The organism is Tessaracoccus caeni (assembly GCF_029211185.1).
Classification (GTDB): Bacteria; Actinomycetota; Actinomycetes; order Propionibacteriales; family Propionibacteriaceae; genus Arachnia; species Arachnia caeni.
The window spans coordinates 218,215-243,240 of the sequence record NZ_JARGDO010000001.1 but is presented as its reverse complement, the minus strand read 5'-3'; the positions used below and the strand labels follow the sequence as shown (position 1 = coordinate 243,240).

General features: G+C 66.0%; 32 protein-coding genes and 1 other RNA gene. 26 read left to right on the top strand and 7 right to left on the bottom strand.

Features of this window, described 5'->3' with window-relative positions:
- Window positions 1-6: 6 nt before the first annotated feature.
- A complete protein-coding gene (locus P0D62_RS01125) occupies window positions 7-285 on the bottom strand; it encodes a YciI family protein (RefSeq protein ID WP_275700770.1) in 279 nt (92 codons plus the stop codon).
- A gap of 131 nt (window positions 286-416) precedes the next feature.
- Here P0D62_RS01125 and infA point away from each other — a divergent pair, with 131 nt between their 5' ends.
- The 13 genes from infA to P0D62_RS01060 all read left to right on the top strand — a co-directional run bounded on the left by infA (window position 417) and on the right by P0D62_RS01060 (window position 10,843).
- Complete coding sequence (infA, locus tag P0D62_RS01120) at window positions 417-638, top strand: translation initiation factor IF-1 (protein WP_068749455.1); 222 nt, start codon at window positions 417-419, stop codon at window positions 636-638.
- Window positions 639-868: 230 nt separating this feature from the next.
- Window positions 869-982: a 50S ribosomal protein L36 gene (gene rpmJ, locus P0D62_RS01115; protein ID WP_020575560.1), complete on the top strand. Its 114-nt coding sequence runs from the start codon at window positions 869-871 to the stop codon at window positions 980-982.
- A gap of 239 nt (window positions 983-1,221) precedes the next feature.
- On the top strand, window positions 1,222-1,596 hold the full coding sequence (gene rpsM, locus P0D62_RS01110; protein ID WP_275700769.1) for a 30S ribosomal protein S13: 375 nt from the start codon (window positions 1,222-1,224) through the stop codon (window positions 1,594-1,596).
- Between the two features lie 41 nt (window positions 1,597-1,637).
- Window positions 1,638-2,045, top strand: coding sequence for a 30S ribosomal protein S11 (gene rpsK / locus P0D62_RS01105; RefSeq protein WP_275700768.1), 408 nt, complete (start codon window positions 1,638-1,640; stop codon window positions 2,043-2,045).
- Between the two features lie 32 nt (window positions 2,046-2,077).
- Window positions 2,078-2,683, top strand: coding sequence for a 30S ribosomal protein S4 (gene rpsD, locus P0D62_RS01100; RefSeq protein ID WP_275700767.1), 606 nt, complete (start codon window positions 2,078-2,080; stop codon window positions 2,681-2,683).
- Window positions 2,684-2,782: 99 nt separating this feature from the next.
- Window positions 2,783-3,805 carry a DNA-directed RNA polymerase subunit alpha gene (locus tag P0D62_RS01095; protein ID WP_275700766.1) on the top strand — a complete coding sequence of 341 codons (1,023 nt, stop codon included), beginning with the start codon at window positions 2,783-2,785 and terminating at the stop codon, window positions 3,803-3,805.
- Window positions 3,806-3,859: 54 nt separating this feature from the next.
- Window positions 3,860-4,351 (top strand): 50S ribosomal protein L17, encoded by a 492-nt coding sequence (gene rplQ, locus P0D62_RS01090; protein ID WP_275700765.1) that lies wholly within the window; start codon window positions 3,860-3,862, stop codon window positions 4,349-4,351.
- A gap of 162 nt (window positions 4,352-4,513) precedes the next feature.
- Window positions 4,514-5,518: an ABC transporter substrate-binding protein gene (locus P0D62_RS01085; protein WP_275700764.1), complete on the top strand. Its 1,005-nt coding sequence runs from the start codon at window positions 4,514-4,516 to the stop codon at window positions 5,516-5,518.
- Window positions 5,519-5,607: 89 nt separating this feature from the next.
- On the top strand, window positions 5,608-6,651 hold the full coding sequence (locus P0D62_RS01080) for an ABC transporter substrate-binding protein (protein WP_275700763.1): 1,044 nt from the start codon (window positions 5,608-5,610) through the stop codon (window positions 6,649-6,651).
- A gap of 10 nt (window positions 6,652-6,661) precedes the next feature.
- Window positions 6,662-7,564: an ABC transporter permease gene (locus tag P0D62_RS01075; RefSeq protein ID WP_275700762.1), complete on the top strand. Its 903-nt coding sequence runs from the start codon at window positions 6,662-6,664 to the stop codon at window positions 7,562-7,564.
- A complete protein-coding gene (locus tag P0D62_RS01070; RefSeq protein ID WP_275700761.1) occupies window positions 7,564-8,355 on the top strand; it encodes an ABC transporter ATP-binding protein in 792 nt (263 codons plus the stop codon). Before P0D62_RS01075 ends, P0D62_RS01070 begins: the two co-directional genes overlap by 1 nt.
- Window positions 8,356-8,449: 94 nt before the next feature.
- Window positions 8,450-9,535 (top strand): glycosyltransferase, encoded by a 1,086-nt coding sequence (locus P0D62_RS01065; RefSeq protein ID WP_319946972.1) that lies wholly within the window; start codon window positions 8,450-8,452, stop codon window positions 9,533-9,535.
- Between the two features lie 96 nt (window positions 9,536-9,631).
- Window positions 9,632-10,843 carry a glycosyltransferase 87 family protein gene (locus tag P0D62_RS01060; protein WP_275700760.1) on the top strand — a complete coding sequence of 404 codons (1,212 nt, stop codon included), beginning with the start codon at window positions 9,632-9,634 and terminating at the stop codon, window positions 10,841-10,843.
- Between the two features lie 4 nt (window positions 10,844-10,847).
- On the opposite strand, the gene P0D62_RS01055 is transcribed toward P0D62_RS01060, so the two are convergent.
- The gene (locus tag P0D62_RS01055; protein ID WP_275700759.1) at window positions 10,848-10,991 is read right to left on the bottom strand and encodes a hypothetical protein; all 144 of its coding nucleotides are present in this window, start codon (window positions 10,989-10,991) and stop codon (window positions 10,848-10,850) included.
- A gap of 119 nt (window positions 10,992-11,110) precedes the next feature.
- Here P0D62_RS01055 and P0D62_RS01050 point away from each other — a divergent pair, with 119 nt between their 5' ends.
- From P0D62_RS01050 to P0D62_RS01040, 3 genes are read left to right on the top strand one after another with little or no spacing between them, the layout of a single operon-like run.
- Window positions 11,111-12,199 (top strand): sensor histidine kinase, encoded by a 1,089-nt coding sequence (locus P0D62_RS01050; protein WP_275700758.1) that lies wholly within the window; start codon window positions 11,111-11,113, stop codon window positions 12,197-12,199.
- Window positions 12,200-12,215: 16 nt separating this feature from the next.
- A complete protein-coding gene (locus tag P0D62_RS01045; RefSeq protein WP_275700757.1) occupies window positions 12,216-13,310 on the top strand; it encodes a sensor histidine kinase in 1,095 nt (364 codons plus the stop codon).
- Window positions 13,262-13,792, top strand: coding sequence for a response regulator (locus P0D62_RS01040; RefSeq protein ID WP_275700756.1), 531 nt, complete (start codon window positions 13,262-13,264; stop codon window positions 13,790-13,792). The genes P0D62_RS01045 and P0D62_RS01040 overlap by 49 nt, the downstream gene beginning before the upstream one ends.
- A gap of 85 nt (window positions 13,793-13,877) precedes the next feature.
- Here P0D62_RS01040 and P0D62_RS01035 read toward each other — a convergent pair whose 3' ends face one another.
- The 4 genes from P0D62_RS01035 to trmB are packed head-to-tail and all read right to left on the bottom strand — an operon-like array spanning window position 13,878 to window position 16,696.
- The gene (locus P0D62_RS01035) at window positions 13,878-14,492 is read right to left on the bottom strand and encodes a superoxide dismutase (RefSeq protein WP_275700755.1); all 615 of its coding nucleotides are present in this window, start codon (window positions 14,490-14,492) and stop codon (window positions 13,878-13,880) included.
- A 58-nt stretch (window positions 14,493-14,550) separates the two neighbouring features.
- The gene (locus tag P0D62_RS01030; protein WP_275700754.1) at window positions 14,551-15,156 is read right to left on the bottom strand and encodes a class I SAM-dependent methyltransferase; all 606 of its coding nucleotides are present in this window, start codon (window positions 15,154-15,156) and stop codon (window positions 14,551-14,553) included.
- Window positions 15,153-15,968 carry a tRNA pseudouridine(38-40) synthase TruA gene (gene truA, locus P0D62_RS01025; protein WP_275700753.1) on the bottom strand — a complete coding sequence of 272 codons (816 nt, stop codon included), beginning with the start codon at window positions 15,966-15,968 and terminating at the stop codon, window positions 15,153-15,155. The genes P0D62_RS01030 and truA overlap by 4 nt, the downstream gene beginning before the upstream one ends.
- On the bottom strand, window positions 15,965-16,696 hold the full coding sequence (gene trmB, locus P0D62_RS01020) for a tRNA (guanosine(46)-N7)-methyltransferase TrmB (RefSeq protein WP_275700752.1): 732 nt from the start codon (window positions 16,694-16,696) through the stop codon (window positions 15,965-15,967). The genes truA and trmB overlap by 4 nt, the downstream gene beginning before the upstream one ends.
- 64 nt (window positions 16,697-16,760) lie before the next feature.
- Here trmB and P0D62_RS01015 point away from each other — a divergent pair, with 64 nt between their 5' ends.
- Together P0D62_RS01015 and P0D62_RS01010 are read left to right on the top strand one after the other, a co-directional pair.
- Window positions 16,761-17,171, top strand: coding sequence for a YccF domain-containing protein (locus P0D62_RS01015; protein WP_275700751.1), 411 nt, complete (start codon window positions 16,761-16,763; stop codon window positions 17,169-17,171).
- Window positions 17,172-17,179: 8 nt separating this feature from the next.
- On the top strand, window positions 17,180-17,572 hold the full coding sequence (locus P0D62_RS01010; protein ID WP_275700750.1) for a phage holin family protein: 393 nt from the start codon (window positions 17,180-17,182) through the stop codon (window positions 17,570-17,572).
- A gap of 71 nt (window positions 17,573-17,643) precedes the next feature.
- Here the strand turns inward: P0D62_RS01010 and P0D62_RS01005 are convergent, their stop codons facing one another.
- Window positions 17,644-19,728, bottom strand: a complete 2,085-nt coding sequence (locus tag P0D62_RS01005) for an elongation factor G-like protein EF-G2 (RefSeq protein WP_275700749.1) — start codon at window positions 19,726-19,728, stop codon at window positions 17,644-17,646.
- 243 nt (window positions 19,729-19,971) lie between these two features.
- Between P0D62_RS01005 and rplM the strand changes: the two genes are divergently transcribed.
- The 8 genes from rplM (at window position 19,972) to P0D62_RS00965 (ending at window position 25,011) form a co-directional block, all read left to right on the top strand.
- Window positions 19,972-20,415: a 50S ribosomal protein L13 gene (rplM, locus tag P0D62_RS01000; protein ID WP_275700748.1), complete on the top strand. Its 444-nt coding sequence runs from the start codon at window positions 19,972-19,974 to the stop codon at window positions 20,413-20,415.
- 23 nt (window positions 20,416-20,438) lie between these two features.
- The gene (gene rpsI, locus P0D62_RS00995) at window positions 20,439-20,963 is read left to right on the top strand and encodes a 30S ribosomal protein S9 (RefSeq protein ID WP_275700747.1); all 525 of its coding nucleotides are present in this window, start codon (window positions 20,439-20,441) and stop codon (window positions 20,961-20,963) included.
- A 131-nt stretch (window positions 20,964-21,094) separates the two neighbouring features.
- On the top strand, window positions 21,095-22,447 hold the full coding sequence (gene glmM, locus P0D62_RS00990; protein WP_275700746.1) for a phosphoglucosamine mutase: 1,353 nt from the start codon (window positions 21,095-21,097) through the stop codon (window positions 22,445-22,447).
- Window positions 22,448-22,513: 66 nt separating this feature from the next.
- A complete protein-coding gene (locus P0D62_RS00985) occupies window positions 22,514-23,254 on the top strand; it encodes a zinc ribbon domain-containing protein (protein WP_275700745.1) in 741 nt (246 codons plus the stop codon).
- 58 nt (window positions 23,255-23,312) lie between these two features.
- Window positions 23,313-23,546: a type II toxin-antitoxin system ParD family antitoxin gene (locus P0D62_RS00980; protein ID WP_275700744.1), complete on the top strand. Its 234-nt coding sequence runs from the start codon at window positions 23,313-23,315 to the stop codon at window positions 23,544-23,546.
- Window positions 23,543-23,833: a type II toxin-antitoxin system RelE/ParE family toxin gene (locus tag P0D62_RS00975; RefSeq protein ID WP_275700743.1), complete on the top strand. Its 291-nt coding sequence runs from the start codon at window positions 23,543-23,545 to the stop codon at window positions 23,831-23,833. Before P0D62_RS00980 ends, P0D62_RS00975 begins: the two co-directional genes overlap by 4 nt.
- Before the next feature lie 90 nt (window positions 23,834-23,923).
- Window positions 23,924-24,281, top strand: an RNA gene (rnpB, locus tag P0D62_RS00970) — RNase P RNA component class A.
- Window positions 24,282-24,537: 256 nt separating this feature from the next.
- A complete protein-coding gene (locus P0D62_RS00965; protein ID WP_275700742.1) occupies window positions 24,538-25,011 on the top strand; it encodes a hypothetical protein in 474 nt (157 codons plus the stop codon).
- Window positions 25,012-25,026: the final 15 nt, after the last annotated feature.

Below are 25,026 nucleotides of genomic sequence, written 5' to 3'. Positions count from 1 at the left end.
CGCGCCTCAGCCGGCGAAGACCCCGATCACGGGAAGCCACTTCTCGATGTGGCGTTCGGCGATGAGGTCGGCCAGCTTGAAGGGGTCCGCGTCGAGGGCCTGCTCGATCTCTGCCGCGCTCTCGCCGCGCAGGATCAGCAGCGCGTGGCTGGGGGAGGTGTCGGGCAGCGGACCGGAGGCGACCATCTGAGACAGCGACCCCAAGAAGGCGCGGTGCTCCGGTCGGATCTTGTCGAGCGATTCCTTGTCGTCGCGGTAGACGTAGCTCACGGCGTAGTAGTCCATAAGGATCAGCCTAAGGGGCCCTCGCGCTGCTACGGAGGGGAGGGGTGATTTGGGGCGCCACGAGGGCGCCCGGTATTATGACACAGGCGGAGACGTCCGTCTCCTCCCCGAAAGACGACGAATGAGAGTTTATGGCTAAGAAGGAAGGCGCCCTCGAACTCGAGGGAACCGTGGTCGAGGCCCTGCCCAACGCGATGTTCCGCGTGGAGCTGGCCAACGGTCACAAAGTCCTCACGACGATCTCCGGCAAGATGCGCCAGCACTACATCCGGATCCTGCCCGCCGACCGGGTGGTCGTCGAACTGTCGCCCTACGACCTGACCCGCGGCCGGATCGTTTACCGGCACAAGTGAGTCCAGTCCTCTGACGCAATGCGTCCGGCCTTCAGGCCGGGCGCATCTTTGCATTTTCGCGAGGCTCGGCCTCGGGCTCCGGGATTTGGGATCGGCGTCGGCATCCAGTAAAGTGGCTCGTCGGTCGTGTCTGCCCTCGGTCCTGTACTGCGGGTCGTCACGGCTCGACGATTATCCACCACAAAGATTGGGCACAGTGCTGCCCAGTCGCCGATTGAAAAGGTTGCTCGATGAAGGTTCAGCCGAGCGTCAAGAAGATCTGCGACAAGTGCAAGGTCATCCGCCGGCACGGTCGTGTGATGGTGATCTGCGAGAACCCGCGCCACAAGCAGCGCCAGGGCTGACCCTGGGCTGAGGCTCGGGAGCGAGCAGAGCATCGCGGTGCAGGAGGTCACACTCCGAAGCCGCCGACAACTACACAGCAACGTGAACGCAAAAGGTCGGAGTCCGCTCCGGCCCACACCCTTGGACGAAGGCCAAGGCCCTCACGCCACTCGGGCGGGGGGACGCGTCGCGCCACACACCTTCGCGGTCCTCAACCGGACGAGAGTCCTGGATCGAAACCTATGAAAGGTACCGCCTGATGGCACGCCTCGTTGGCGTCGATCTCCCGCGCGAAAAGCGCCTGGAGGTTGCGCTCACCTACATCTTCGGCATCGGCAAGACCCGTGCCGCCGAAACCCTCGCCGCCACTGAAATCAGCGGCGATCTCCGTGTCCACCAGCTCACCGACGATCAGCTCGTCGCGCTGCGTGACCACATCGAAGGCAACTACGAGATCGAGGGCGACCTCCGCCGTAGCGTCGCCGCCGACATCCGCCGCAAGGTCGAGATCGGCAACTACCAGGGCCGTCGTCACCGCAGCGGTCTTCCCGTGCGTGGGCAGCGTACGCGTACCAACGCGCGCACCCGCAAGGGCAAGAAGAAGGCCGTGGCCGGCAAGAAGAAGGCTCGCTGACCTCACGGTTGAGCGTTTAGGACTCAGGAGAAAAATCACTTATGGCTACTGCAAGCCGGAAGGCGGCCGCCAAGACCAAGGTGCGCCGCAAGGAAAAGAAGAATGTGCTGGCCGGCGAGGCGCATATCAAGAGCACCTTCAACAACACCATCATCACGATCACCGATCCCACGGGCGCTGTGATCTCATGGGCCTCCGCGGGCACCGTCGGTTTCAAGGGCTCGCGCAAGTCCACCCCGTTCGCCGCTCAGATGGCCGCTGAGGCCGCCGGCCGTCGCGCCATGGAGCACGGCATGAAGAAGGTCGACGTCTTCGTCAAGGGCCCCGGCTCCGGCCGTGAGACCGCCATCCGCTCGCTGGGTGCCGTCGGTCTCGAGGTCGGCGCGATCTCCGACGTGACCCCGGTGCCGCACAACGGCTGCCGTCCGCCCAAGCGTCGTCGCGTCTGATCGCCCGAGAAGAAGAAAGAAGGTAAGACAACATGGCTCGCTACACCGGCCCCATTACCAAGAAGTCTCGTCGTCTCGGCACCGATCTCGTCGGCAACGACAAGGCGTTCGAGCGTCGTCCGTACCCCCCGGGTGTGCATGGCCGCGGCCGCACCAAGGACTCCGAGTACTCGCTGCAGATGAAGGAGAAGCAGAAGGCTCGTTTCGCCTACGGCGTGCTAGAGAAGCAGTTCCGTCGTTACTACGAGGAGGCCGCTCGCCTCTCCGGCAAGACCGGCGACAACCTGCTGCGCATCCTCGAGTCGCGTCTCGACAACGTCGTGTACCGCGCTGGGTTCGCCTCCACCCGCCGTCAGGCTCGTCAGCTGATCGTGCACGGCCACTTCCTGGTCAACGGTCAGCGGGTGAACATCCCCAGCTACCGCGTCCAGGGCAAGGACATCGTCGACGTCGCTGAGAAGTCGATGAACCTGCACCCGCTGGTGGTCGCCCGTGAGACCCATCACGAGCGTTCCGTTCCGGCGTGGCTGGAGGCCCGTCCCAACCGGATGCGCATCCTCGTGCACCAGCTCCCCGTCCGCGAGCAGATCGTGGTGGACGTTCAGGAGCAGATGATCGTCGAGCTCTACTCCAAGTAGCAGGGCTCCGGTGGGCCGGCCGGCTTCCGGGCGGCCCACCTGCATATCCCCTTTTAGTTCGCACCATCAAATAGCGGTTGGTGCGGGAAGGAAACCTACATGCTCATCACTCAGCGTCCCACCCTGTCGGAAGAGGTCGTCTCCGAGCAGCGCTCCCGGTTCATCATCGAACCGCTGGAGCCCGGCTTCGGCTACACCCTCGGCAACTCGCTGCGTCGCACCCTGCTTTCGTCGATCCCTGGCGCCTCGGTGACCAGCATCAAGATCGAGGGTAACCAGCACGAGTTCTCCACCATCCCCGGTGTCGTCGAGGATGTCACCGAGATCATCCTCAACCTCAAGGGCCTGGTGCTCTCCTCCGAGGAGGACGAGCCCGTGGTCATGTACCTGCGCAAGGCAGGTGCGGGCGCCGTCACCGCGGGCGACATCCAGCCCCCGGCCGGCGTCGAGATCCACAACCCCGAGCTGCACATCGCCACGCTGAACGAGAACGGTCGGCTGGAGATGGAGCTCGTGGTGGAGCGTGGCCGCGGCTACGTGTCCTCGGTGCTCAACAAGAACCCCGAGGCCGAGATCGGCCGCATTCCCGTGGACTCGATCTACTCCCCGGTGCTGAAGGTGACCTACAAGGTGGAGGCCACCCGCGTGGCCCAGCGCACCGACTTCGATCGCCTCATCATCGACGTCGAGACCAAGGCCTCGATCGCCCCGCGCGACGCCGTCGCGTCGGCCGGTCGCACCCTGGTCGAGCTGTTCGGGCTCGCCCGTGAGCTCAACGTCGAGGCCGAGGGCATCGAGATCGGCCCGTCGCCCGTCGACGAGCAGATCGCGGAGTCGCTGAGCCTCCCCGTCGAGGATCTCGAGCTGTCGGTTCGTTCCTACAACTGCCTCAAGCGCGAGGGGATCCACACCGTGGGCGAGCTCGTTGCCCGCAGCGAAGAGGATCTGCTGGACATCCGCAACTTCGGTTCCAAGTCCATCGACGAGGTGAAGGAGACCCTGGCCACCCTGGGCCTCGCCCTCCGCGACTCGAACCCTGGCTTCGACCCTATGCAGGCCATCGAGCGCTATGACGAGGACAACGACGAAGACGTTGACTTCGCGGAGACCGAGCAGTACTGACCCGCCCGGCGAGCCACGGCTCGCACTGAATCATTCACACCTGGAGATAGAGAAATGCCGAAGCCAACCAAGGGCCCTCGCCTGGGCGGCACCCCCACCCACGAGCGCATCATCCTGCGTAACCTGGCCAGCCAGCTCTTCGAGCACGGCCGCGTCACCACCACCGAGACCAAGGCTCGCCGCGTGCAGCCGCTGGCCGAGAAGCTGATCACCAAGGCCAAGCGCGGCGATCTGCACTCGCGTCGTCTGGTGCTCAAGGACATCATCGACCGCGACACCGTGGCCGTGCTGTTCGAGGAGATCGCGCCCACCCTCAAGGATCGCGAGGGTGGCTACACCCGGATCACCAAGATCGGCAACCGCAAGGGCGACAACGCCCCCATGGCCGTGATCGAGATCATCACCGAGACGGTGGAGCAGTCGCGCTCGAACAAGGGCCGCACCGCGCCGGCCGCCACCGCCAAGGCCGACGAGGTCAAGGCGCAGATCGAGGAGGCCGCGGAGGAGACCGCCGCCGCCGACGAGGCCTCGGAAGAAGCCAAGTGATCTGAGGCTGTATGCGTTAGGAGAAGGGGCCCGAAAGGGCCCCTTCTTCGTGTTTCAGGGCCCGAGAATGTATCGACTTGATATCAAAGGCGGTGGCGGGGTGGGGGCCGTCGGAGGTGCTCTGTAGGGTGTTCCCGACACCAATGCGATGAGGAGACGTCAATGAAGCGCGCTGTGCTGGCCGGGATTCTGGCCGCCACTGTCTTGGCCGCCGGCTGTTCGAGCCCGTCCGCTACGCCCACGGCCGGCGGAAGTCCGACCACCGGCGAGTCGGCGAAGGAGCAGGTGTCGATCGGTGCGGTCACGATCGTCTCGCACCCGTCGCTGGACGCCGTCTTCGAGGGCGTGAAGGAGGGGCTGGCCGAAGCCGGCTACGTCGAGGGCGAGAATCTGACGCTCGAGTTCCAGAATCCGCAGGGCGACCAGCAGACCCTCACCAACATCGCGAACACGTACGCGTCCAGCGATCACGGATACTTCGTCGCGATCGCCACGCCCCCTGCGCAGGCGCTCGCGCAGACCATCGCCGATCGCCCGATCGTGTTCGCCTCGGTGACGGATCCGGTCGCTGCCGGTCTGGTGGAGTCGATGGAGGCGCCAGGCGGCAACGTCACGGGCACTTCCGACCAGATCCCTGCCGACCGTCAGCTCGAATACCTCCTGGAGTTGGTGCCGGATATCAAGACCATCGGCATCGTCTACACCTCGTCCGAGGTGAACGCCGAGATTCAGGCCGACATGATGACCGAAGCCGCGGCCGCCAAGGGCATCGAGGTGAAGACCGCCCCGGTGATCAACTCGTCCGAGATCGCGCAGGCCGCCGAGTCGCTCGACGTAGACGCCTATTACGTCGGTAACGACAACAACGTCGTGAGCGGCATCGAGTCCATGGTGCAGGTGGCCGAGAAGAACCAGCGACTGCTGTTCACCTCCGACGCCGACTCGGTCGACCGCGGTGCAGCGGCGACCCTCGCCACCGACTACAAGGCCCAGGGCAAGCAGACCGCACGTCTGCTCCTGAAGATCATCGACGGCTCCGACATCGCCGTGACGCCGGTCGAGATCCAGGAGTCGCTCGAGTTCACCGTCAACCCTGAGGCGGCCAAGCGGATGGGCGTGGAGATCTCGCCGGAGACGCTCGCCAAGGCCGACCGCATCGTCGAATAGTCTCTGGGGAGTTCCCGCAGAGTCCCTGCTTCGCGCCCGCGCGGCAGCTACACATCCAACGAAGCCCTGCCACATACGCAAGGAGAATTATGAAGATCAAGGCCACCATCATGGCCACCCTCGCGGCCGGCGCCCTGGCGCTCACCGCGTGCGGAGGCAACGCCACCCCCGAAGCGCCGGAGACCCCCGGGGCTCCGGGCACCGCGACCGGTGCGCCGAGCGGAGACCCGACCGAAGGCGGGCTGCCGGAGTCGATCAAGATCGGTGCGATCGTTTTCGTCACCCACCCCGCGCTCGACGCGGCCTACGCGGGCTTCGTCGAGGGCATGAAGGAGGCCGGGTACGAGGAGGGGAAGAACCTCACCATCGACGTGCAGAACCCGCAGGCGGACCAGGGCACCCTTACCAGCATCGCCGGCACTTTCGCGTCCTCGGACTACGACGGCTTCTACGGCATCGCGACCCCTCCGGCTCAGGCCCTGGCCAGCGTGATCGACGACCGTCCCATCGTGTTCTCCGCCGTGACCGATCCGGTTGCTGCCGGCCTCACCGCGAGCTGGGACGCGCCGGACGCCAACGTCACCGGGGCTTCCGACCTCAATCCGATGAAGGAGCAGCTGGAGCTGATCCTCGAGGCGCTGCCGGAGACCAAGTCCGTCGGCATCGTGTACTCCTCGGGTGAGGTGAACTCCGAGGTTCAGGTGGCAGAGGCCGAGAAGCACGCCGCCGATCTGGGACTCGAGATCAAGACCGTGACGGTCACCAACAGCGCCGAGGTGAAGCAGGCTGCCGAGTCGCTCGAAGCGGACGTCTACCTGATCCCCACCGACAACGTCGTGGTGTCCGCGGCCGAGTCCGTCCTCGAGGTTGCCGAGGGCAAGGGCAAGGCGGTGTTCGCGTCCGACGAGTCGACCATGGAGCGTGGTGCTGCGGCCGGGCTCTCCGTGAACTACACCCAGCAGGGGCGCGATGCCGCCACGATCATGCTCAAGCTGCTCGGCGGCACGCCGGCCAGCGAGGTTCCGGTGGAGACCCAGAAAGAGTTCGACCTGTTCGTGAACGAGGCCGGCGCCGCCAAGCAGGGCATCACTCTGCCGGAGTCGATCCTCTCCCGCGCGACCAAGAAGTTCTGAGGCTGCTCCCATGATCATCGCCCTCGAGGTAGGCCTGCTCTACGCCGTGATGGCGTTGGGCGTGTACCTGACCTACCGCGTGCTCGATTTCCCAGACCTGACCGTCGACGGCTCCTTCACCACGGGAGCCGCCGTCACCGCCATCCTCATCGTCAATGGGGTGCCGTTCCAGGTGGCGATCGTGGCCGCGGTGATCGCAGGCCTCCTCGCGGGCGTGATCACGGGATTGCTCCACGTCTGGGGCAACATCAACCCGCTGCTGGCCGGCATCCTCACCCAGATCGCCCTCTACTCGATCAACCTGCGCATCATGGGCAAGGCGAACTTGCCGCTGCTGCGCGAAACCACCATGTTCACCGGAATGCGGGAGGAGAAACTGCTCGCCACGTGGGTCTCGGTCGGTTCCTTCGCGGTCTGGGTGGCGATCATCGGGCTGGTGCTCTATTTCTTCCTCGGCACCAACTACGGCGTCGCGCTGCGGGCCACCGGAGACAATGAGCTGATGGCCCGCTCACAAGGCATCGCGACCGGCAAGACGAAGGTCGTCGGCCTCGCCTTGTCCAACGGTCTGGTCGCGCTGTGCGGCTCCTGGGTGGCCCAGTACAACGGATACGCCGACATCTCGATGGGTATCGGCCTGATCGTCGCGGGCCTCGCGTCGGTGATCATCGGCCAGGCCATCTTCGGCATGACCAACGTGTGGCAGGCCGTGTTGGCCGCCATCCTGGGCTCGGTGATCTACCGGGCCATCATCCAGGCCGCGCTCAGCGTCGGCCTCAACCCGAACGATATGAAGCTGATCTCGGCGGTGCTGGTGGTCGTGGCGCTGGTGCTGCCCAACTTCGGGCCGCTGAAACAAGTGCGGGTGAAGCGTCGGGCTGCCAAGGCGCAGGCCGTGGGAGGGAAGGTCTGATGCTCGAGCTCAACAACGTCACAAAGCGGTTCTTCCCCGGCACCGTCAACGAGCGCACCGCGCTCGACTCGCTCTCGCTGCGGCTGAACGAGGGCGACTTCGTCACCGTCATCGGCTCCAACGGCGCGGGCAAGTCCACCATGCTGAACGTGATCTCAGGGCGCTACCTGCCCGAGGGTGGCACCGTCGTCATCGACGGTAAGAACGTCACTCGCACGCCCGAGCATCAGCGTGCTCGCTGGGTGGCGCGCGTCTTCCAGGATCCGATGGCCGGCACGTCACCGCACCTGACCATCGAGGAGAACCTCTCGATCGCATTCGCCCGAGGCAAGCGCCGTGGCCTCGGCCTCGCCGTGACCAAGGCGAAGCGCGAGGAGTACCGCCATGCGCTGGAGCAGCTCGATCTGGGGCTGGAGAACAGGTTGGAGATGCGCGTCGGCATGCTCTCCGGTGGGCAGCGCCAGGCGCTGAGCCTGTTGATGGCCGCTCACACACGTCCGTCGATTCTGCTGCTGGACGAGCACACGGCCGCGCTGGATCCGTCGCGTGCGGAGCTGATCACTCGGCTCACCGGCGAGATGGTGGGGGAGCACAACCTCACCGCGCTCATGGTGACCCACAACATGCACCAGGCCATCGAGCTGGGCAATCGCCTGATCATGATGCACGAGGGCCGCGTCGTTCTCGAGGTGGACGAGGAAGCCAAGAAGTCGATCACGGCTGAACAGCTGCTCGAGGAGTTCGGGAAGATCAAGGGAGCGACCCTCTCCGACCGCACCCTGCTCGACTAGGAGCAGTCACGCTCTCTTCGACGCTCCTCGCAGAGCTCGTCGCACCTCAAAGAGCGTGGCGGAGTGCGGCCGCGAGACGTGTTTCAATGGGTGGATGCGCATCGCTCAACTCGCCAACTTCGTCTCGCCGACCTCGGGAGGTATGCGGGTTGCGATCGAGGAACTCGGCAAAGGGTACGTGGAGGCGGGGCACGAGCGGCTGCTGATCATCCCCGGCGAGCGCGACCAGGTCGTCGAGACGGAGCGCGGGCTGATCGCTACGATCGCGTCGCCGAAAGTGTCCGAGCAGTACCGGATGGTCGTGCGCCCCTGGCGTGCGACGGAGGTGCTGCGCCGGTTCAGGCCCACCAGCATCGAGGTGAGCGACAAGTGGACCCTGACCGGCGCGGGAGAGTGGGCGCGGCGCCATGGAGTGGGATCGGTGCTGTTCAGCCACGAACGGCTCACCGACATGCTGGCCATGTGGCTGCGTTGGGGGCCTGGCGTCAGGGCAGGCGTGGGAGCGCTGAACAGGCGGCTGGCGTCGCGTTTCGATGCCGTGGTGGTGACCAGCCGATTCGCGGCCGAGGAGTTCCGCTCCGTTCCGGGACGGGTGGAGCTGGTGCCGCTGGGGGTGGACCTTTGTACGTTCCACCCTCGCCATGGCGCGCCGATCGACGACGGGGTGCTCAAGCTCTGCTACGTCGGGCGGCTCAGCCACGAGAAGAGCCCGCAGTTGGCCGTCGAAACGGCCGTGGAGCTCCATCGACGAGGGCACAGGCTCCGGCTGGACATGTACGGAACAGGCCCGGACCGCGCCGCATTGGCCAAGCTTGCGGGCGATACCCCGGTGCGCTTCATGGGATTTCTCGCCGAACGTGAAGAGGTGGCAAGCGCCTTCGTCGGCCATGATCTCTCGTTGTCGGTGTGCCCCGCGGAGACCTTCGGGCTCGCGGTGCTCGAGGCGCTGGCCTGCGGCACGCCAGTGGTGACGTCGAATCGCGGGGGAGCGCATGAGGTGGTGGACGCGACGAGCGGCGCGCACGGGGCGCCCGACGCCGTGTCACTGGCGGACGCCGTCGAGTCCTTGCTGCCGCGCCTCGGTTCCGACTTCCGGGCGGCGGCTCGGGCACGCGCGGAGAGTTACAGCTGGGGACGCGCCGTGGAGCGGATGCTCACGCTGCACGCCTCCGTCGGATAGGTCTCGACTCGCGGGCGGTGCTAACGTCGTTTGCGCCGATATCCCGGCACGTCACTATTGACATCTAGAGATTGGTCGCCTTCCACCGTGCTTCGCGTGCTTCGATCCCCCGTGACCCGGGTGACGACCATTGTCCTGCTCATCCTCAGCGTGGTCTCGTGGGCGGTCTATCCGCCGGGACGGGTTTTCATGCCCTACCGGATCGACTTCGACGTCTATCGCACGGGCGGCCAGGTTTTCCTGGAAGGGGGCCCGCTCTACGGCGCGATGCCACCGCTGAGCCAGGGCGCGCTGCTTCCCTTCACCTACCCGCCGATCGCCGCCGTGCTGTTCAGCGCCTTCGCGATGATCCCGCTCTGGGTGGGATCCCTGTTGTTGACGCTGGGCTCGATGGCCTGCCTCTGGTGGATCGCTCGTCTGATCGAGCGACGTACTCCCCTCGCTGCGCTGCTGCCCAAGGGCGTGACGCAGCGCGATATCACGCTGGTGATGATGATCGCCTTCACCGTGGGCCTCTGGTTCGGTCCCGTGCGGGAGACCTTCCTCTTCGGACAGGTCAACATCATCCTCACCGCGCTGGTGCTGGCCGACGTGAGTTCTGAGCGACGTCGGTGGTGGAGCGGAGCCCTGGTGGGCCTGGCCATTGCGATCAAGCTGACCCCAGCCGTCTTCCTGCTGTTCTTCTTCCTGCGAGGCGATTGGCGTTCGATGCTGCGCACGGTGGCGTCGTTCCTGCTCTTCACGGGTATCGGTCACCTGGCGATGCCTGCCGAGTCTCATCGGTACTGGACCGAAGTGGTATTCAACACCGGTCGGATCGGCGGCGCGGCCTACGCGTCGAACCAATCGATCAACGGCGCGCTCGCTCGCTTCGGTACGGACGGCACCACGCCGACCCTCCTCTGGTTCGGCGTGTCACTAGTCGCGGGCCTGATCGTCGCTTGGAGCGCATGGCGGTTGCTGCGCAGCGGGCAGCGAGTCGTCGCCGGCGTCGTGGTGGGCTTCGCTGCCCTTTTCTGCTCGCCGGTGTCTTGGAGCCACCACTGGATCTGGGCATGGCCGCTGATCACCTTGATGGTGCTGTGGGCGCTGAATGGCTCGGGGCGGGTCTGGATATGGATGGGAGGCCTCGGTGTCGTCATCTTCCTCGCGACGCCGTATTGGTGGTGGCCGCGGAGGAAGCTGGCCGAGTTGGAGTGGACGTGGTATCAGCACCTCACCGGCGACGCCGTGCTGTTGTGGAGCCTCGTCGCCGTGATCCTTCTGGGAGCGCGCGCCGAGCAGATCCCTCGCACGCAGCCAGTCTGACGGTCTACTCGGCGTTGCGGCACCAGGGCAGTATCCACCAGCGATCGCACCAGGCCTGCGGCGCGACGTCGACCTCGGCGGCGTGAGCCGGCTGGGGCACGACCACGAGGCCGACTAGCAGTAACAGGGCGAGTATTGCGTTCTTCATGGTCCTAGCCTGCGTGAAGAGGGGCGCCGATGCTGTCCGTCTCGGCATGTGGCCGGTCAGGAGCGTCAAGAAGCCCTACCGCGAAGGAGGGGCCAGAGGGGGCTCGCTACGATAGCGGCGTGAGATCGTTGAAGTGGATCCAGGCGGGCTGGCTTGAGGCCACCGTTGGATTGGTGCTCGCGATCATTTCGCTTGCGAGCGCTCACCGCTTCCCGTGGCCGAGTACTGCGATGGATCTGCTCGCGGTCGCCGCCATCCTCGTCTCGCTACGGTGGCTGCGCATCGGCGTGGGCATGGCGATCCTCGTTGCGGTATTGGTGCCGTTCGTCGACCCCGAGTTCTCGGGCCTTTCGCTGTATCTCTGCATGATTCCCTGCATCACGGCCATCCGGCGCGACGAGTTCCCGCTCGCGGTCGTCATCACGATCGCGGGCGTCGCGGTGGGGGTGTGGGCGAGCCTGCGCCCGTTCGAACCCGAGGTGGTGACGGGAGGCCTGGGGATCGTGCTGGTCTCCTGGCTCGGCCTCGCCGCCATCGTCTGGGGTGGTGGGTTGGCCATCCGGTACGCCTCCCGAGCAGCGGCAGACCGGGTGGAGTCACGCTTCCACGCCCAGCAGACCGCGCTGGCCGCCGAACTGCATGGCTCGGTGAGCCGAGACTTGAGTCGGTTGGCCCGTCAGGCCGATGCGGTCAGGGAGTCAGGGGTCGCGGATCCCGAAGCGCTGCAGGAGATCGCCGACAGGGCTCGATCCGCGGAGCAGGCGCTCCGGCAAGCCACCTGGGCGCTCGCTGAGGGCTTGAAGTCGACGTCGGCGTCGGAGATGAACCCGAGTCAGGCGCTTGCGCATGGCGTCCGGGAGCTGAAACGGGCGGGGTTCTCTGTGGAGGCGATCGAGCAAGGGCACGGCGAGCTGCGCTCTGACGTCGCGGCGGTCGCCGCGAGGATCATCGCCGAGGCACTACACAACGTTCGGAGCCATGGGGGCACTGAAGCCCCGTGCACCGTGGTCGTCGAGCAGACCGGAGAGGCCTGGGAGCTGACGGTGATCAATGCACTGCGCGAGCGGTCGGGTGACACCGGCGTCGGAGTGGGGCTCTCTGCGGCGAAAGCCAGGGCCGCCGCGGTCGGAGGCCGTCTGGATTCGCGTCCGGTGAAGGAGTCATGGGTCTGTGAGGCGTGGTTGCCCCACTCCCAGGACGGTGCGTGACGTAGAGTTGCTCCTTGTGAGTACAAGGGCGTGGTTCAAAGCCGGTGGCCTGGAAATCTCGTTGGGAGTGCTCGTCGCCTTGGCGTCGCTCGTCAGCGCCGGCAGTGCCCCTTGGGGTGGAACGAGCACCGATCTGCTGCTGTTGATTCCACTCATGCTGGCACAGCGGAGAACGAGGGCAGGGGTTCTCCTTGCGCTCCTTCTCCTGGTGCTGAATCCGTTTCTCGGCCTCGGCATGCAACTGGTGTCGCTGTATCTCAGTTTGATCATCGTGATCACGGCCGTGCGACACAACCACCTCGCATGGGCGGCGTTGCTGAGCACGTCGGTGGTGATCCTGGGCAGTTGGCACGCGATGAACGCCGTGCGCGGTGATCCGACGGCGTCGGAGAGCGTGCGTATCGTGGGCGGCTGGGTGGTTCTATCAGCGGTGCTGTGGGCTGTCGGATTGGGCGTGCGGGCGGCTGATCGTGCGGCCGAGGCGCGTGTCACTGCCCGGTTCATGGCGGACCACGCGGCGCTCGCGACAGAACTGCACGACTCCGTCTGTCGCGAGCTGATGCTGCTGTCCCGGTATGCCGACCTCGCCGTGGCGACGGGTGGTGCGTCGACGGAGGATCTGGAGCGTATGGCTGATCGTGCCCGAGCGGCCAATCAGGCGCTTCGAGAGGCCACCAGGGTGCTGGCGAACGGGGGACGAGGCGCGATGGCCAGTCCCGTCACCTTCGAGGACGCACTCGCGAAAGGGCTTGAGGAGCTGACGCGCCTTGGGTTCATCGTGGAGGAGGAGCGGCCCGGGATCGTGCGTCTTCCCCCCGACGTGGACCTCGCGGCGGGACGTATTGTGGCCGAAGCGCTACATAACGTCGTGAAACACGGAAATAGTCGCGGACCTTGCCGTGTGGAGGTTGAAGTTACCCCCGCGAATGTCGCTATTATTATCGTTAATACATTGGGGGGCACCCGAGGTTCAGGGAAGGGCCTCGGGATGGGGATCACCGGAATGCAGGCCCGCGCTGGCGCTGTAGGAGGGTCGATCCAATCGAAGGGGGTTAATGGGTCATGGACATGCAAGATCAGTCTGCCTTTGAGTCGGCGAGAGTTCGGTTGAAGGTCGGCGTCTGCGACGATGACGCCTTGGCGCTCGGCGTGCTGAAGAGCACGCTCGAACTCGCGCCGTCGATGGATCTGGTCATCACGACCACCGAGTCGAGCGTGGCTCTCGCTTTCGAAGGTGAGATCGACGTCTGGCTGGTCGATATCAAGATGCCGGGGCAATGCGGTGTGAAGGTGGCGCAGCAGCTGACGTCAAGAGAAAACGCGCCGAAGGTGATCTTGATCACCTCTGGGGCGGAGGTGCCGGCCCAGGAGCTTGCCGAGGCCGGAGTCAGCGGGTTCCTCTTCAAGGACGCGAAGCTGTCGAACTATCTGGCGGCGATCGAGGCGGCCGCGGCCGGGTTCCACGTCATGTCGCCCGAGGTGAGCCCGCACTATCTCCCCGACGCGACTGTCGCGCCGGGTTCGCAAGGCAGGATCCTAGGGGGCCTTCGACGAGTCGTGAGCACGGCGAGCCGAGGTGATCAGAAGCGATAAGAATGGCCCACGGAAACCGTGAGCCATCCTTATCGATTCTGGCGGAAGACCGGCAGGGAGACACCCTGCCGGTTCTTCGCTGAGATCAGGCGAGAGCGGCGGAAGCCGCCTTGGCCTTTTCCAGTCGCTGCGCGACGTCGTTCCAGCTGACCACATTCCACCACGCGGTGACGTAGTCGCCCTTCACGTTCTTGTACTGCAGGTAGAAGGCGTGCTCCCACATGTCGAGCTGCAGGACGGGGATCTGGCCGGCCGGCAGGTTGCCCTGCTGATCGAACAGCTGGTTGATGTTCAGACGCTGGCCCAAGGTATCCCACACCAGCATCGACCAGCCGGAGCCCTGGATGCCGTTGGCGACGGCGTTGAACTGGCCCTTGAAGCCGTCGAAGGAGCCGAAGAACTCCTCGATGGCGGCCTTGACCTCGCCCTCCGGCTGACCGCCGCCGTCTGGCGACATGTTCTTCCAGAAGGTGGAGTGGTTGATGTGGCCGCCGAGGTGGAAGGCCAGATCCTTCTCCAGCTTGTTGATGGCGCCGAAGTTGCCGGACTCGCGAGCCTCGGCCAACTGCTCCAGAGCGGTGTTGGCCCCCGTCACGTAAGCCTGATGGTGCTTGCTGTGATGCAGCTCCATGATCTCCGGCGCGATGTGCGGTGCAAGGGCGCTGTAGTCGTAGTCGAGTTCGGGCAGGGTGTAGGTCATAGTGCTTCCTCTTCTCCTGGCTGTCCGGGCGCGTGTGTCCGCGCCTTCCTCAGCCATCCTAGCCACGCTCAGGTAGCCCCCGGGAGACCTTGAACACGCGGAAGCCCTTGGCGGAGGCGAGTTTCTCTGTGGGCCAACCTTGATCGCTCAACCAGCCCTGCAGGGAGTCGGCACCGAGGTTCTTTCCGACGACCAGCCAGGCCACTCCGTCGTCCTCCAAGCGAGGCAACCAGGTGAGCAGCAGCTCGTGCAGCGCCTGCTTCCCGATCCGGATGGGTGGGTTCGACCAGATCTCCTGGTAGTGGCGGTCGTCGGGCACCTCGTCGGGCGTCATGGGGTGCACCCGATCGGCGACGCCGTGCCGTTCGGCGTTGCGGCGGGTCAGCTCGACGGCGCGCTCGTTGACGTCGATGGCGTCGACGGTGATCCCGGGTTCGGCGACGGCGAGTCCCACGGCGATCGGGCCGAAGCCGCACCCGAGATCCAGCACCCGCCCGTCCATGGGCGGATCGACTTCGCGCAGCAGCACAGAGGTGCCGAGGTCGAGTCGCGAGCCGGAAAACACGCCGCCGGCGGTGAGGAAGTCCAGCTCGTTGTCGAACACGGTGGCGGTGATCGTGCGGGTGACGAGGGGGGCGTCGGTGTTCTCGAAATAGTGGCTCATGGGGTCTCCTCCAAGGTGCGCAGCGCCCTGGACTCCAGAGCGCGCTCGGCGAGCAGATGGTCGGCTGGATACCCGACCTGCTCGAGCGTGAGGCCATGCGCGGGCATGACGCCGACCTCGGTATGCCGTTTTGGTGCGATCGCGACGCGCCGCAGCCAGGTGAGGTCGCGGCGTCCCTCGGCCACCGCGGTGGTGGCGCCCACCAGCGAGCGCACCATGGAATGGCAGAAGGCGTCGGCGAGCAGATGGATCTCCACGACCCCGTCCGGGCGCTGTTCCGCGTGGAAGTCGCGGAGTTCGCGGATGGTGGTGGCGCCGTCGCGGGCCTTGCAGAACGGTGCGAAGTCACGCAGGCCGAGCAGCGTCTGGGCGGCCTCGTTCAGGATCTCGACATCCAGTGGACGGCGCAGCGCGACGATGTGGTGGCGCTGCAGCGGGTCCAGCGCCAGATCCGAGCCGATCACCCGGTAGCAGTAGCGGCGCCAGATCGCGGAGAACCGCGCGTCGAAGCCTTCGGGGGCCGCCGTCACGTCGCGCACCACGACATCGGCGGGAAGCACGCGCTGGAGGCGACGCAGCAGCGTCGGGCCGAGTTCGGGATCATCGGGCAGGTCGACGTGGCAGACCTGGCCGCGCGCGTGCACGCCCGCATCCGTGCGGCCGGCGACGGTGAGCTCCGGGGCCTCCTCGAGACGCAGTACCCGGGGAATCCACTCCTCGAGCACACCTTGCACCGTGCGCAGCCCTGGTTGGCGCGCCCAGCCATGGAAGTCGGTGCCGTCGTAGGCGAGGTCGATCCGCCACCGCATCATGGCCGCCGGTAGCTCAGGTCGTACACCGTCCGCCCCGCGGCCAGTCCCTTGGCCTCGTACTTGGTGACGGGACGCTCGGCGAGGCGTGGCGCCCAGCCGTCGTGTTCGTTCCTCAACGCGGGGTGGTCGTCCAGCTGCTCGCGCATCCAGAGCGCGTAGTCCTCCCAGTCGGTGGCCAGCCGCCAGACCCCTCCGGGTGCGAGCTTGCGCGCGACGAGGTCGCCGAACGACGACGACACCAAGCGGCGCTTGTTGTGGCGCTTCTTGTGCCAGGGGTCGGCGAAGAAGGTCCAGAGTTCTTCGATCGTGCCGTCGTCGAAGAGCCGGTCCAGCGCCTGCGCACCGTCGACCATGGCGATCCTCACGTTGTCGACGCCGGCACGTCCGATCTTGCCGAGCATGGATGCCACGGCTGGCTGGAACACCTCGAACGCGATCACGTTCGCCTCCGGGCGGCCTGCTGCCATGGGCACCAGGGACTCGCCGTTGCCGCAGCCGATCTCGACGATCAGGGGCGCCTCGCAGCCGAACTCCGTCGCCCAATCGACGGCGGCCTCACGGGCGATGGAGGTGGACTTTTCCTCCTGGGGGATGTCGATGACGAACTCGTCGCTGTACCGCTCCCACGCCTTGGACTGGGAGTCGTTCATGCGTGCGCTGCGGCGCACGAAGCTCACCACCTCGCGCTTGCCCCGCCGCTTCAGGGTCTCGGTTTCCACAGACTGCACCGAACAAGGCTAGCGGGATTGAGCTGGGAAGTATCGTGGGAAACAAGCTGATGGAAGGTGTGACATGCGTTTCCTGCTCAATCTGATCTGGTTCCTGTTCGGCGGGCTCTGGCTCGGACTCGGATATTTCTTGGCCGGCGTACTGGCATGCATCCTGATCGTCACCATCCCGGTGGGGGTGGCGTCGTTCCGGATGGCTCGCTACGTGATCTGGCCGTTCGGCAAGGCGGTGGTGCGCAAGCCCGGCGCCGGCGCGGGATCGGCTCTGATGAACGGCATCTGGTTCATCATCGCCGGATGGTGGCTGGCGCTGCTGCACATCGTCGCCGCGGTCGGGCAGACCCTCACCATCGTCGGCATCGCCAACGCCGCGGTGAGCCTCAAGATGATCCCCGTGTCCTGCTTCCCGTTCGGTAAGCGGATCGTCGATCGTGGGTCGCTCATTCCCACCGAGCGCCCCCTGCACTCGTTCTGAGGCGCATCATGGAATTCGTGCTCCGCACCGTCGCGACGGCCGGCGGCGTCTGGGCTGCCACTTGGCTGGTGCCCGGTATCCATCTGTATGCCGCCACCACCGGCGAGAAGGTGTTCTCGTTGGCCGTGGTGGCCATCGTCATCGGCGTCGTGAATGCGCTGATCAAGCCCTTCGCCCAGGCGTTGGGACTCTGCCTGGTGGTGCTCACCTTCGGGTTGTTCCTCGTGGTGATCAACGCCCTGCTGCTGGAGTTCGCGGCCTGGGTCAGCGGTCTGGTCGGCATCGGGTTCTATGTCGATGGGTTCTGGCCCGCGGTCTGGGGGTCGATCATCGTCAGCATCGTCTCCGGAGTGCTGAACGCCATCTTCAACACCGACAAGTACTCGACGCGCGCCGGCTGACCCTCGGAAGAAGCGCCACAGAGGAAGGCCCCGCCCGGTTGGGCGGGGCCTTCCTCTGACCTGGACGGGTGTCAGTCCTTCGGCCACAGCTCCTGCGGCATCAGCTCGTAGGCGTGGAACTCGCGGGTGAACGAGCCGCTGCCCTGGGCCAACCCTCGCAGGTCGATCGGGTAGCGGACCAAGCCGAGCTGCGGCACCAGAGCCTCGATGATCGAGCGGCCGGCCTCGTCCATGTCGCTGCCGAGCACCTGGCCGCGGCGCGAGGCGAGATCGGTGAGCACGGGGCCGAGGAACTCGCTGCTGACGGTGACCCTCACCAGATCGATCGGTTCGAGCAGGCCGACGGCGCCTGGCGAGGAGGCCGCGTCGCGAAGCGCCAGGGAGCCCGCCACCTGGAACGCCATGTCGGAGGAGTCCACCGAGTGCGCCTTGCCGTCATGGAGGGTGACCCGCACGTCGACCATGGGCTTGCCGAAGACGGTGCCCTGCTTCAGCTGCTGCTCGAGGCCGGACTGCACGGAGCCGATGTAGGCGCGGGGCACGGCGCCGCCCACCACCTTGTCCACGAACTCGAAGCCGGACCCGCGGGGGAGAGGCTCGACGTCGATGTTGCAGACGGCGTACTGACCATGGCCGCCCGACTGCTTCACGTTGCGGCCGAGGCCCTTCGCGGGCGTGAGGAAGGTCTCGCGCAGCGCGACGCGCACCTCTTCTTCCGCGAGTTGCACGTTGAAACGTTCGGTGAGCCGGGCGATCAGGAGATCCTTGTGGGCTTGGCCCATCACCCAGAGCAGCTGCTGCTCGGTCTCGGCGTTGCGCTCCAGGCGCACCGTCGGATCCTCGACGGAGATCCGATGCAACGCTCCCGCGAGCTTGTCCTCGTCGCCCCGGCTGGTGGCTCGGACGGCGACGGGCAGCAGCGGCTTGGGAAGGCTCCAGGGCAGGATCACCGCAGGGCGTTCGACCGCGGACAGGGTGTCGGAGGTCTCGGCATGCGCCAGCTTGGTGACCTGAACGATCTCGCCCGCGATCGCCGTCGTCTTGGGGATGAACTCCAATCCGGACGGGGCGGTCATGGGGCCGATGCGCTCGTCGTCGTCGTGATCGGGATGCAGCGGATCGACTCCCGCTCCGAAGAGCTCGCGGTGCCCGGAGACGTGCACCACCTCGTCGACGCGGAGCGTGCCGGAGAATACGCGCACCAGGGAGGTGCGGCCGGAGTACGGATCGGAGGTGGTGCGGATCACCTGGGCCACGAGCTGCGCGTCGGGATCGCAGACGAGGTCGGGAAGCCTGGCCCCGACCGGGGTGGTGGCGGTGGGCAGGCCGTGCATGGATGGCGACGGGAAGCCGCCCTCGATCCAGCGCAGCAGCTCCTCGGTGCCCTTATCGGAGGTGGTGTGAGTGGGCATCAAAGGGAAGAAGCGGCCGCTCGCCACCGCGAGGCCCAAGGCCTTGTGGGTCTCCTCGACGGCGATCTCCTCGCCCTCCAGATAGCGCTCCAGCAGGTCGTCGTCCTGGATCTCGGTGATGATCGCCTCGAGCAGTGGTGCGCGGCGTTCCTCGATGAGCTCCATCTCCTCGTCGGTGGCATCGCGTGACACGCGGGCGCCAGAGGAGTAGTCGTGCGCCCGCTTGTTCAGCAGCGACAGGTTGCCGACGTTCTCGCCGTTCACCACGAGCGGGATCAGCGCCGGTATGGTCTCTTCGCCGAAGGTGGCCCGGCAGGTCTCGACCATCTGCTCGAATGACGCCCTGCCCTGATCCAGCTTGGTGATGGCGACGATGCGCGGCAGATGCACCTGATCGCATTCCTGCCACAGCGTCACCGTGACCGGGTCGATGTCCTCGCCGGCAGGAACCACGAACACCGCGGCATCGGCGGCGCGCAGGCCGGCTCGAAGCTCGCCCACATAGTCGGGGTGGCCCGGGGCGTCCAGCAGGTTGATCTGCACCTTGACAGCTGGGATGGACGCGAGCGTCAGCGAGGCCGCGCGCTCCGCCGTCTGTTTCTCTCCCCGGTAGCCCTCGACGCGAGCACGCAATAAGTGCTCGAACAGCGTCGTCTTGCCGGAACCGCTTCCGCCCACGAGGACGACATTGCGGATGTCGTCGGGGGAACTGACAGTGATCTGCGAACTCGACTTTGAGGCCATGCACAGACGCTACCGCTTGCCTAGTCAGCGGTGTAACGCGCCCCCCAGTTAATGTGGATCGGTGCCATGTCCGCCTGCCGATCGGGTAGACTACCCGGCGCCGCACAGCCTCCGTTTTGACCATCCGTGGTCCACGAAGTAAGGTTGGTAGGCGTTGCGCACCGCGTGCCCCGGGTTATTCGGCGGAGGCAGGTGCTCAACCTTTCGAGTTTGAAGTAAACGAATGGAAGTTGGTCTGCGTCCGTGTCTACGTACACCCCAAAGCCAGGCGAAATCGCCCGGAACTGGCATGTGATCGATGCCGAAGACGTCGTGCTCGGTCGTCTCGCGGTGACTGCCGCGACCCTGCTTCGCGGTAAGCACAAGGCCACCTTCGCCCCGCATGTCGACGGCGGAGACTTCGTCATCGTCGTCAATGCTTCGAAGATCGCCCTGACCGGTAACAAGCGCGCCGATTCGATGCGCTACTCCCACTCCGGCCGTCCGGGCGGGCTGAAGTCCGTCTCCATCGGCGAGCTGCTGGAGAAGGATCCCCGCAAGGCAGTCGAGCGTGCGGTCTGGGGCATGCTGCCTAAGAACAAGCTGTCGCGCCAGCTGATGGGCAAGCTCAAGGTCTACTCCGGCCCGGAGCACCCGCACGCCGCGCAGCAGCCGCAGTCGTACCAGATCACCCAGATCGCCCAGTGAGCCACGAGAGCGCGAGTACACAAATGACCACAGAGATTGTTGACGAGACCGTCGCCGACGACATCACGCCGTTCACCGACGACCAGGATCGCGAGATCGCCTATCGTTCCGATTCGGCCCCGGCTGTCGCCGCCGGCCTGGGCGATCGTCCCGCCGTCGTTGCCCCGGGCAGCGCCACCGGCCGCCGCAAGCAGGCCGTGGCCCGCGTCCGCCTGATCCCCGGCTCCGGCCAGTGGAAGGTCAACGGCCGCTCGCTCGATTCCTACTTCCCGAACAAGGTGCACCAGCAGCTGATCAACGACCCGTTCGTCGTTGCCGGCCTCGAGGGCTCCTATGACGTGATCTGCCGCATCCATGGCGGTGGCATCACCGGCCAGGCCGGCGCCCTGCGTCTCGGCATCGCCCGTGCGCTGAACGCCATCGACACCGAGGCCAGCCGCCCCGCGCTGAAGAAGGCCGGACTGCTGACCCGCGATGCTCGCATCAAGGAACGCAAGAAGGCCGGTCTCAAGAAGGCGCGTAAGGCTCCTCAGTACAGCAAGCGCTGATTTTTGCCTCAAGCACACCCGTCCCGCACCCGCGGGGCGGGTGTTCTGCGTTTCTGGATAGCCACTCCGCGCCTCGTTGTCGGCCGTCGGGATTCGCTCAATCCGAGTGCGCGGTTGTAGGCTCGCGTCTCATGGCACGTCTCTTCGGCACCGATGGGGTGCGCGGCAAAGCGAATGTTGATCTCACTGCGGAACTGGCTGTTGACCTTTCCGTGGCGGCAGCCCACATCCTGGGTGAGGCCGGGGCCCTGAAGGCGGCTCGACCGTTCGCGGTCGTCGGACGGGATCCCCGGGCCAGCGGCGAGTTCCTGGAGGCCGCGGTGATCGCAGGCCTCGCGTCGGCAGGCGTGGACGTGATCCGGCTCGGCGTGCTGCCGACTCCCGCCGTCGCCTACCTGGTGGATGAGCTGAACGCAGACCTGGGCGTGATGATCTCCGCCTCGCACAACCCCATGCCCGACAATGGCATCAAGTTCTTCTCCCGCGGTGGCGTCAAGCTCGACGACTACCTCGAGGATGCGATCGAGGCCCGGATGGGCGAGGAATGGACCCGCCCCACCGGCGACCGCGTCGGTCGGGTCCGCTCCGATCTGGGCGCCGTCGACACCTACGTGGCGCACCTCGTGGCGTCGCTGGGCGAGGACGCCAGCCTGGAGGGGCTCAAGGTGGTCATCGACTGCGCGAACGGCGCCGCGTCGGTGACCGCGCTCGAGGCCTTCGCGGCCCAGGGAGCCACCGTGATCCCGATGCATGCGGATCCGGACGGCCTCAACATCAACGACAACTGCGGCTCCACGCACATGGGCTCGCTCAAGGAACGGGTCGTGGCCGAGGGGGCCGATCTCGGCCTCGCCCTCGACGGCGACGCCGACCGCTGCCTTGCCGTCGATGCGCAGGGCAACCTGGTGGACGGCGACCAGATCCTGGCGATCCTCGCCATCGCGCTGCACGAGGATCACCGTCTGCACTCGGACACCCTGGTGGCCACCGTGATGAGCAACCTCGGCCTGATCCAGGCGATGAAGGCCCACGGCATCCGCGTCGACCAGACGAAGGTGGGCGACCGCTACGTGCTGGAGTCGATGAACGCCAACGGCTTCGCGCTGGGCGGCGAGCAGTCGGGGCACGTCATCATCAACGAGTTCGCCAACACCGGCGACGGCACGCTCACCGGCCTGCATCTTGCCGCGCGGATGATGCGCACGGGCAAGACGCTCGCCGAGCTCGCCTCCGTCATGCAGATCCTTCCCCAGGTGGTGATCAATGTGCGCGGTGTCGACAAGCTGCGTGCCGGCATCGACCAGGAGGTCCAGCAGGGCGTCTCCGCCGCGGCCAAGCGGCTGGGCGACTCCGGCCGGGTGCTGTTGCGCCCGTCGGGCACGGAGCCCGTCGTGCGCGTGATGGTCGAGGCCGCGTCGGAGGACGAGGCCCGCGAGATCGCGGAGTCGCTGGCGGCGAAGGTCACCGAGCGCCTGGCGCTCTAACCGTCCGGGGAGGTCTCTGCGAGCGGCTACAATCGGGGCCGACAGTTCCATAGACAGGAAGCCCAGATGCTCGCAGATCCCGGTGCCCAGCTTCAGTTGCTCACGCTTGCCGACCTCGACTCGGAGGTGGCGCGCCTGCGGCACGCCGCCCAGACGCTGCCGGTGCACAAGGAGATCTCGGAGTTGGCCGCCCAGCGCCAGGAGATCGGCAACGCGCTGATCTCGGTCAACACGGAGGTCGACGACCTGAGCGTCGCCGTGCGCAAGGCGGAGTCGGAACTGCTTCCTGTCAAGGCGCGCCTGGAGCGCGACCAGGTCAGGATCGCGGACGGCTCAGTGTCGGATCCGAAGATCCTGCGAGGCCTCACCGACGAGGTCGAGCACCTCACTCGCCGCATCGCCGAGCTGGAAGATGCCGAGCTCGAGGTCATGGAGCAGCTGGAAGAGGCGACGGAGAGGCAGCAGAAGCTGGCCGCCAGTAAGGCCGAGGTCGAGACCCGGCTGCGCGCGCTGGTCGCGGATCGCGACCAGGCCGTCGCGAAGCTGAGTGAGCAGGCCAAGCATCAGCTGTCGGGGCGCCCCGCGCTGGTCAATGCCCTCCCCGATGCCCTTCTGAAGCTCTACGAACGCCTGACCGGCAAAATGGGCCGAGGGGCCGCACGCCTGGAGCGAGGCCGGTGTGGCGGCTGCCAGCTGCAGGTGACCGCCGCCGACCTCGAGACCTACCGCAAGGCCCCCGCCAACGAGGTGCTGCGCTGCGTCGAGTGCGACCGGATCCTGGTGCGCACCAAGGAATCCGGCCTCTGACGGAGCCGTCGCGGCTGCGGATCGGTCCGAGAGTACCAATTCTTGGTATTCTCGGCGTATGGCTCAGAACACCTCGGTTAGTTTGGACGACCACTTTGCCGGATTCCTCGCCCGCGAGGTCTCGTCGGGCCGCTACCGGTCCGCGAGTGAGGTCGTTCGTGCCGGACTGCGTTTGCTTGAAGACCAGGAGACGCAGTTGGCCGCGCTGCGCGCGGCGCTGGTCGCCGGGGAGGAGAGCGGAACCCCTGAGCCCTTCGACTTCGACGCGTTCATCGCGGCGAAGAAGTCGTGAGGCAGTATCGGCTCACGCCGGCTGCTCAGCGGGATCTCTCATCGATCTGGGACTTCACCGTAGAGCGTTGGGATGTGGACCAGGCGGAGACCTACGTGAACGAAATCAGGTCGGCGATCGAGAGGATCGCCGCTGACCCTCGCCGTGGACGTGCCTGCGACGAGATCCGCGAGGGATATCGCCGGTACAGCATTGGTAGCCATCTCGTCTTCTACGTCGAGGCCATCGATGCTGTTGAGGTGATTCGGATCCTGCACCAGCGGATGGACCCGACGCGGCACCTCTAGCTCAGTGTTTACGTGTGCTGAGCGCGTGTGGACACGGTGGCATGCGAATGTTGGTTCTTCCGGAAGGCGGCGATAGGATTCGTCACTGGACGAGGCACCCGGATGATCGCGGCAGTAATGCTGAGGAAAGTCCGGACTCCGTAGAGCAGGGTGGTGGGTAACGCCCACCCGGAGCGATCCGCGGGACAGTGCCACAGAAAACAGACCGCCTGGCAACAGGTAAGGGTGAAACGGTGGTGTAAGAGACCACCAGCGCCCCGGGCGACCGGGGCGGCTAGGTAAACCCCACTCGGAGCAAGGCCAAGAAGGCCGGCTATGCCGGCCGCGGACGCCGCTTGAGCGCTGCTCGCGCGAGGCGCCCGGGTAGGCTGCTAGAGCGTCGCGGCAACGCGCCGTCGAGATAGATGGTCATCGACTACAAAATCCGGCTTATAGGGTGCCTCGTCCCTCATCCCGCTCGGTATCGCCCATTGTGAGAAGCGGTTTCCGTAGTTGCGGCGTGGTTGACCCACCCGGACCAATCAATAGGAACTGTAGGGCGTCGTCGGTGAACGCCGCGCAAGCCACATTTCAAGGTGTCCAGGTTTGGCTACAGTGACAAGTGGAGTCTGGGTGCTTTTCACGCTTACACACGCGTAGTTTCTGGCCAGCTTGGCTACAGTTACGTTTGACCGATAGCCACTGGCCGAATGAGAGTCGTAGTCGTGAGTGCACTTTCCCAGCTCCTGACCGAGCGCAACCCGAACGGTTGGTCGGCTCGTGAGCTGGGAAGGGGTGCCGAGGCCAACGGGTACGAGTTGAGGCAGGCAACCGTCACGCGCTTGTTCGGTGGGCGTGATGCAAAGCTGCAGACGCTCGAGGCGATCGCCTCGGCGCTCCCGGTCACGGTGAGGGAGATGCGCGAAGCGCTCGACCTCCCCGCGGACCCGGGGGATTCGTTGAGCCCGCCGGACGAGGCGCGCCAGCTCACAGCCGATCAGCGAGCCGCTCTCGGGCAGCTCATTGAGACGACTGTGATTGGAGGACAACAAGATGGTCAGCAACCTGAAACTCAGAAGACCGACGACCCCCTCGACGACGGGGTTCTCGAGGTGACGCGCCAGGATCAGACGGCTCTGGCGGCCCGTCGCAGCCGGGTCGTTAAGGGTCACGTGTGGGCTCGTGAGGCCGAGCAGTAGCAGCATGGCGAGGAG

Coding starts and splice junctions, on each gene's coding strand:
- P0D62_RS01125 (WP_275700770.1), bottom strand. CDS start 285: ATGGACTACTACGCCGTGAGCTACGTCTACCGCGACGACAAGGAATCG.
- infA (WP_068749455.1), top strand. CDS start 417: ATGGCTAAGAAGGAAGGCGCCCTCGAACTCGAGGGAACCGTGGTCGAG.
- rpmJ (WP_020575560.1), top strand. CDS start 869: ATGAAGGTTCAGCCGAGCGTCAAGAAGATCTGCGACAAGTGCAAGGTC.
- rpsM (WP_275700769.1), top strand. CDS start 1,222: ATGGCACGCCTCGTTGGCGTCGATCTCCCGCGCGAAAAGCGCCTGGAG.
- rpsK (WP_275700768.1), top strand. CDS start 1,638: ATGGCTACTGCAAGCCGGAAGGCGGCCGCCAAGACCAAGGTGCGCCGC.
- rpsD (WP_275700767.1), top strand. CDS start 2,078: ATGGCTCGCTACACCGGCCCCATTACCAAGAAGTCTCGTCGTCTCGGC.
- P0D62_RS01095 (WP_275700766.1), top strand. CDS start 2,783: ATGCTCATCACTCAGCGTCCCACCCTGTCGGAAGAGGTCGTCTCCGAG.
- rplQ (WP_275700765.1), top strand. CDS start 3,860: ATGCCGAAGCCAACCAAGGGCCCTCGCCTGGGCGGCACCCCCACCCAC.
- P0D62_RS01085 (WP_275700764.1), top strand. CDS start 4,514: ATGAAGCGCGCTGTGCTGGCCGGGATTCTGGCCGCCACTGTCTTGGCC.
- P0D62_RS01080 (WP_275700763.1), top strand. CDS start 5,608: ATGAAGATCAAGGCCACCATCATGGCCACCCTCGCGGCCGGCGCCCTG.
- P0D62_RS01075 (WP_275700762.1), top strand. CDS start 6,662: ATGATCATCGCCCTCGAGGTAGGCCTGCTCTACGCCGTGATGGCGTTG.
- P0D62_RS01070 (WP_275700761.1), top strand. CDS start 7,564: ATGCTCGAGCTCAACAACGTCACAAAGCGGTTCTTCCCCGGCACCGTC.
- P0D62_RS01065 (WP_319946972.1), top strand. CDS start 8,450: ATGCGCATCGCTCAACTCGCCAACTTCGTCTCGCCGACCTCGGGAGGT.
- P0D62_RS01055 (WP_275700759.1), bottom strand. CDS start 10,991: ATGAAGAACGCAATACTCGCCCTGTTACTGCTAGTCGGCCTCGTGGTC.
- P0D62_RS01040 (WP_275700756.1), top strand. CDS start 13,262: ATGGACATGCAAGATCAGTCTGCCTTTGAGTCGGCGAGAGTTCGGTTG.
- P0D62_RS01035 (WP_275700755.1), bottom strand. CDS start 14,492: ATGACCTACACCCTGCCCGAACTCGACTACGACTACAGCGCCCTTGCA.
- P0D62_RS01030 (WP_275700754.1), bottom strand. CDS start 15,156: ATGAGCCACTATTTCGAGAACACCGACGCCCCCCTCGTCACCCGCACG.
- truA (WP_275700753.1), bottom strand. CDS start 15,968: ATGATGCGGTGGCGGATCGACCTCGCCTACGACGGCACCGACTTCCAT.
- P0D62_RS01015 (WP_275700751.1), top strand. CDS start 16,761: ATGCGTTTCCTGCTCAATCTGATCTGGTTCCTGTTCGGCGGGCTCTGG.
- P0D62_RS01010 (WP_275700750.1), top strand. CDS start 17,180: ATGGAATTCGTGCTCCGCACCGTCGCGACGGCCGGCGGCGTCTGGGCT.
- P0D62_RS01005 (WP_275700749.1), bottom strand. CDS start 19,728: ATGGCCTCAAAGTCGAGTTCGCAGATCACTGTCAGTTCCCCCGACGAC.
- rpsI (WP_275700747.1), top strand. CDS start 20,439: ATGACCACAGAGATTGTTGACGAGACCGTCGCCGACGACATCACGCCG.
- glmM (WP_275700746.1), top strand. CDS start 21,095: ATGGCACGTCTCTTCGGCACCGATGGGGTGCGCGGCAAAGCGAATGTT.
- P0D62_RS00985 (WP_275700745.1), top strand. CDS start 22,514: ATGCTCGCAGATCCCGGTGCCCAGCTTCAGTTGCTCACGCTTGCCGAC.
- P0D62_RS00980 (WP_275700744.1), top strand. CDS start 23,313: ATGGCTCAGAACACCTCGGTTAGTTTGGACGACCACTTTGCCGGATTC.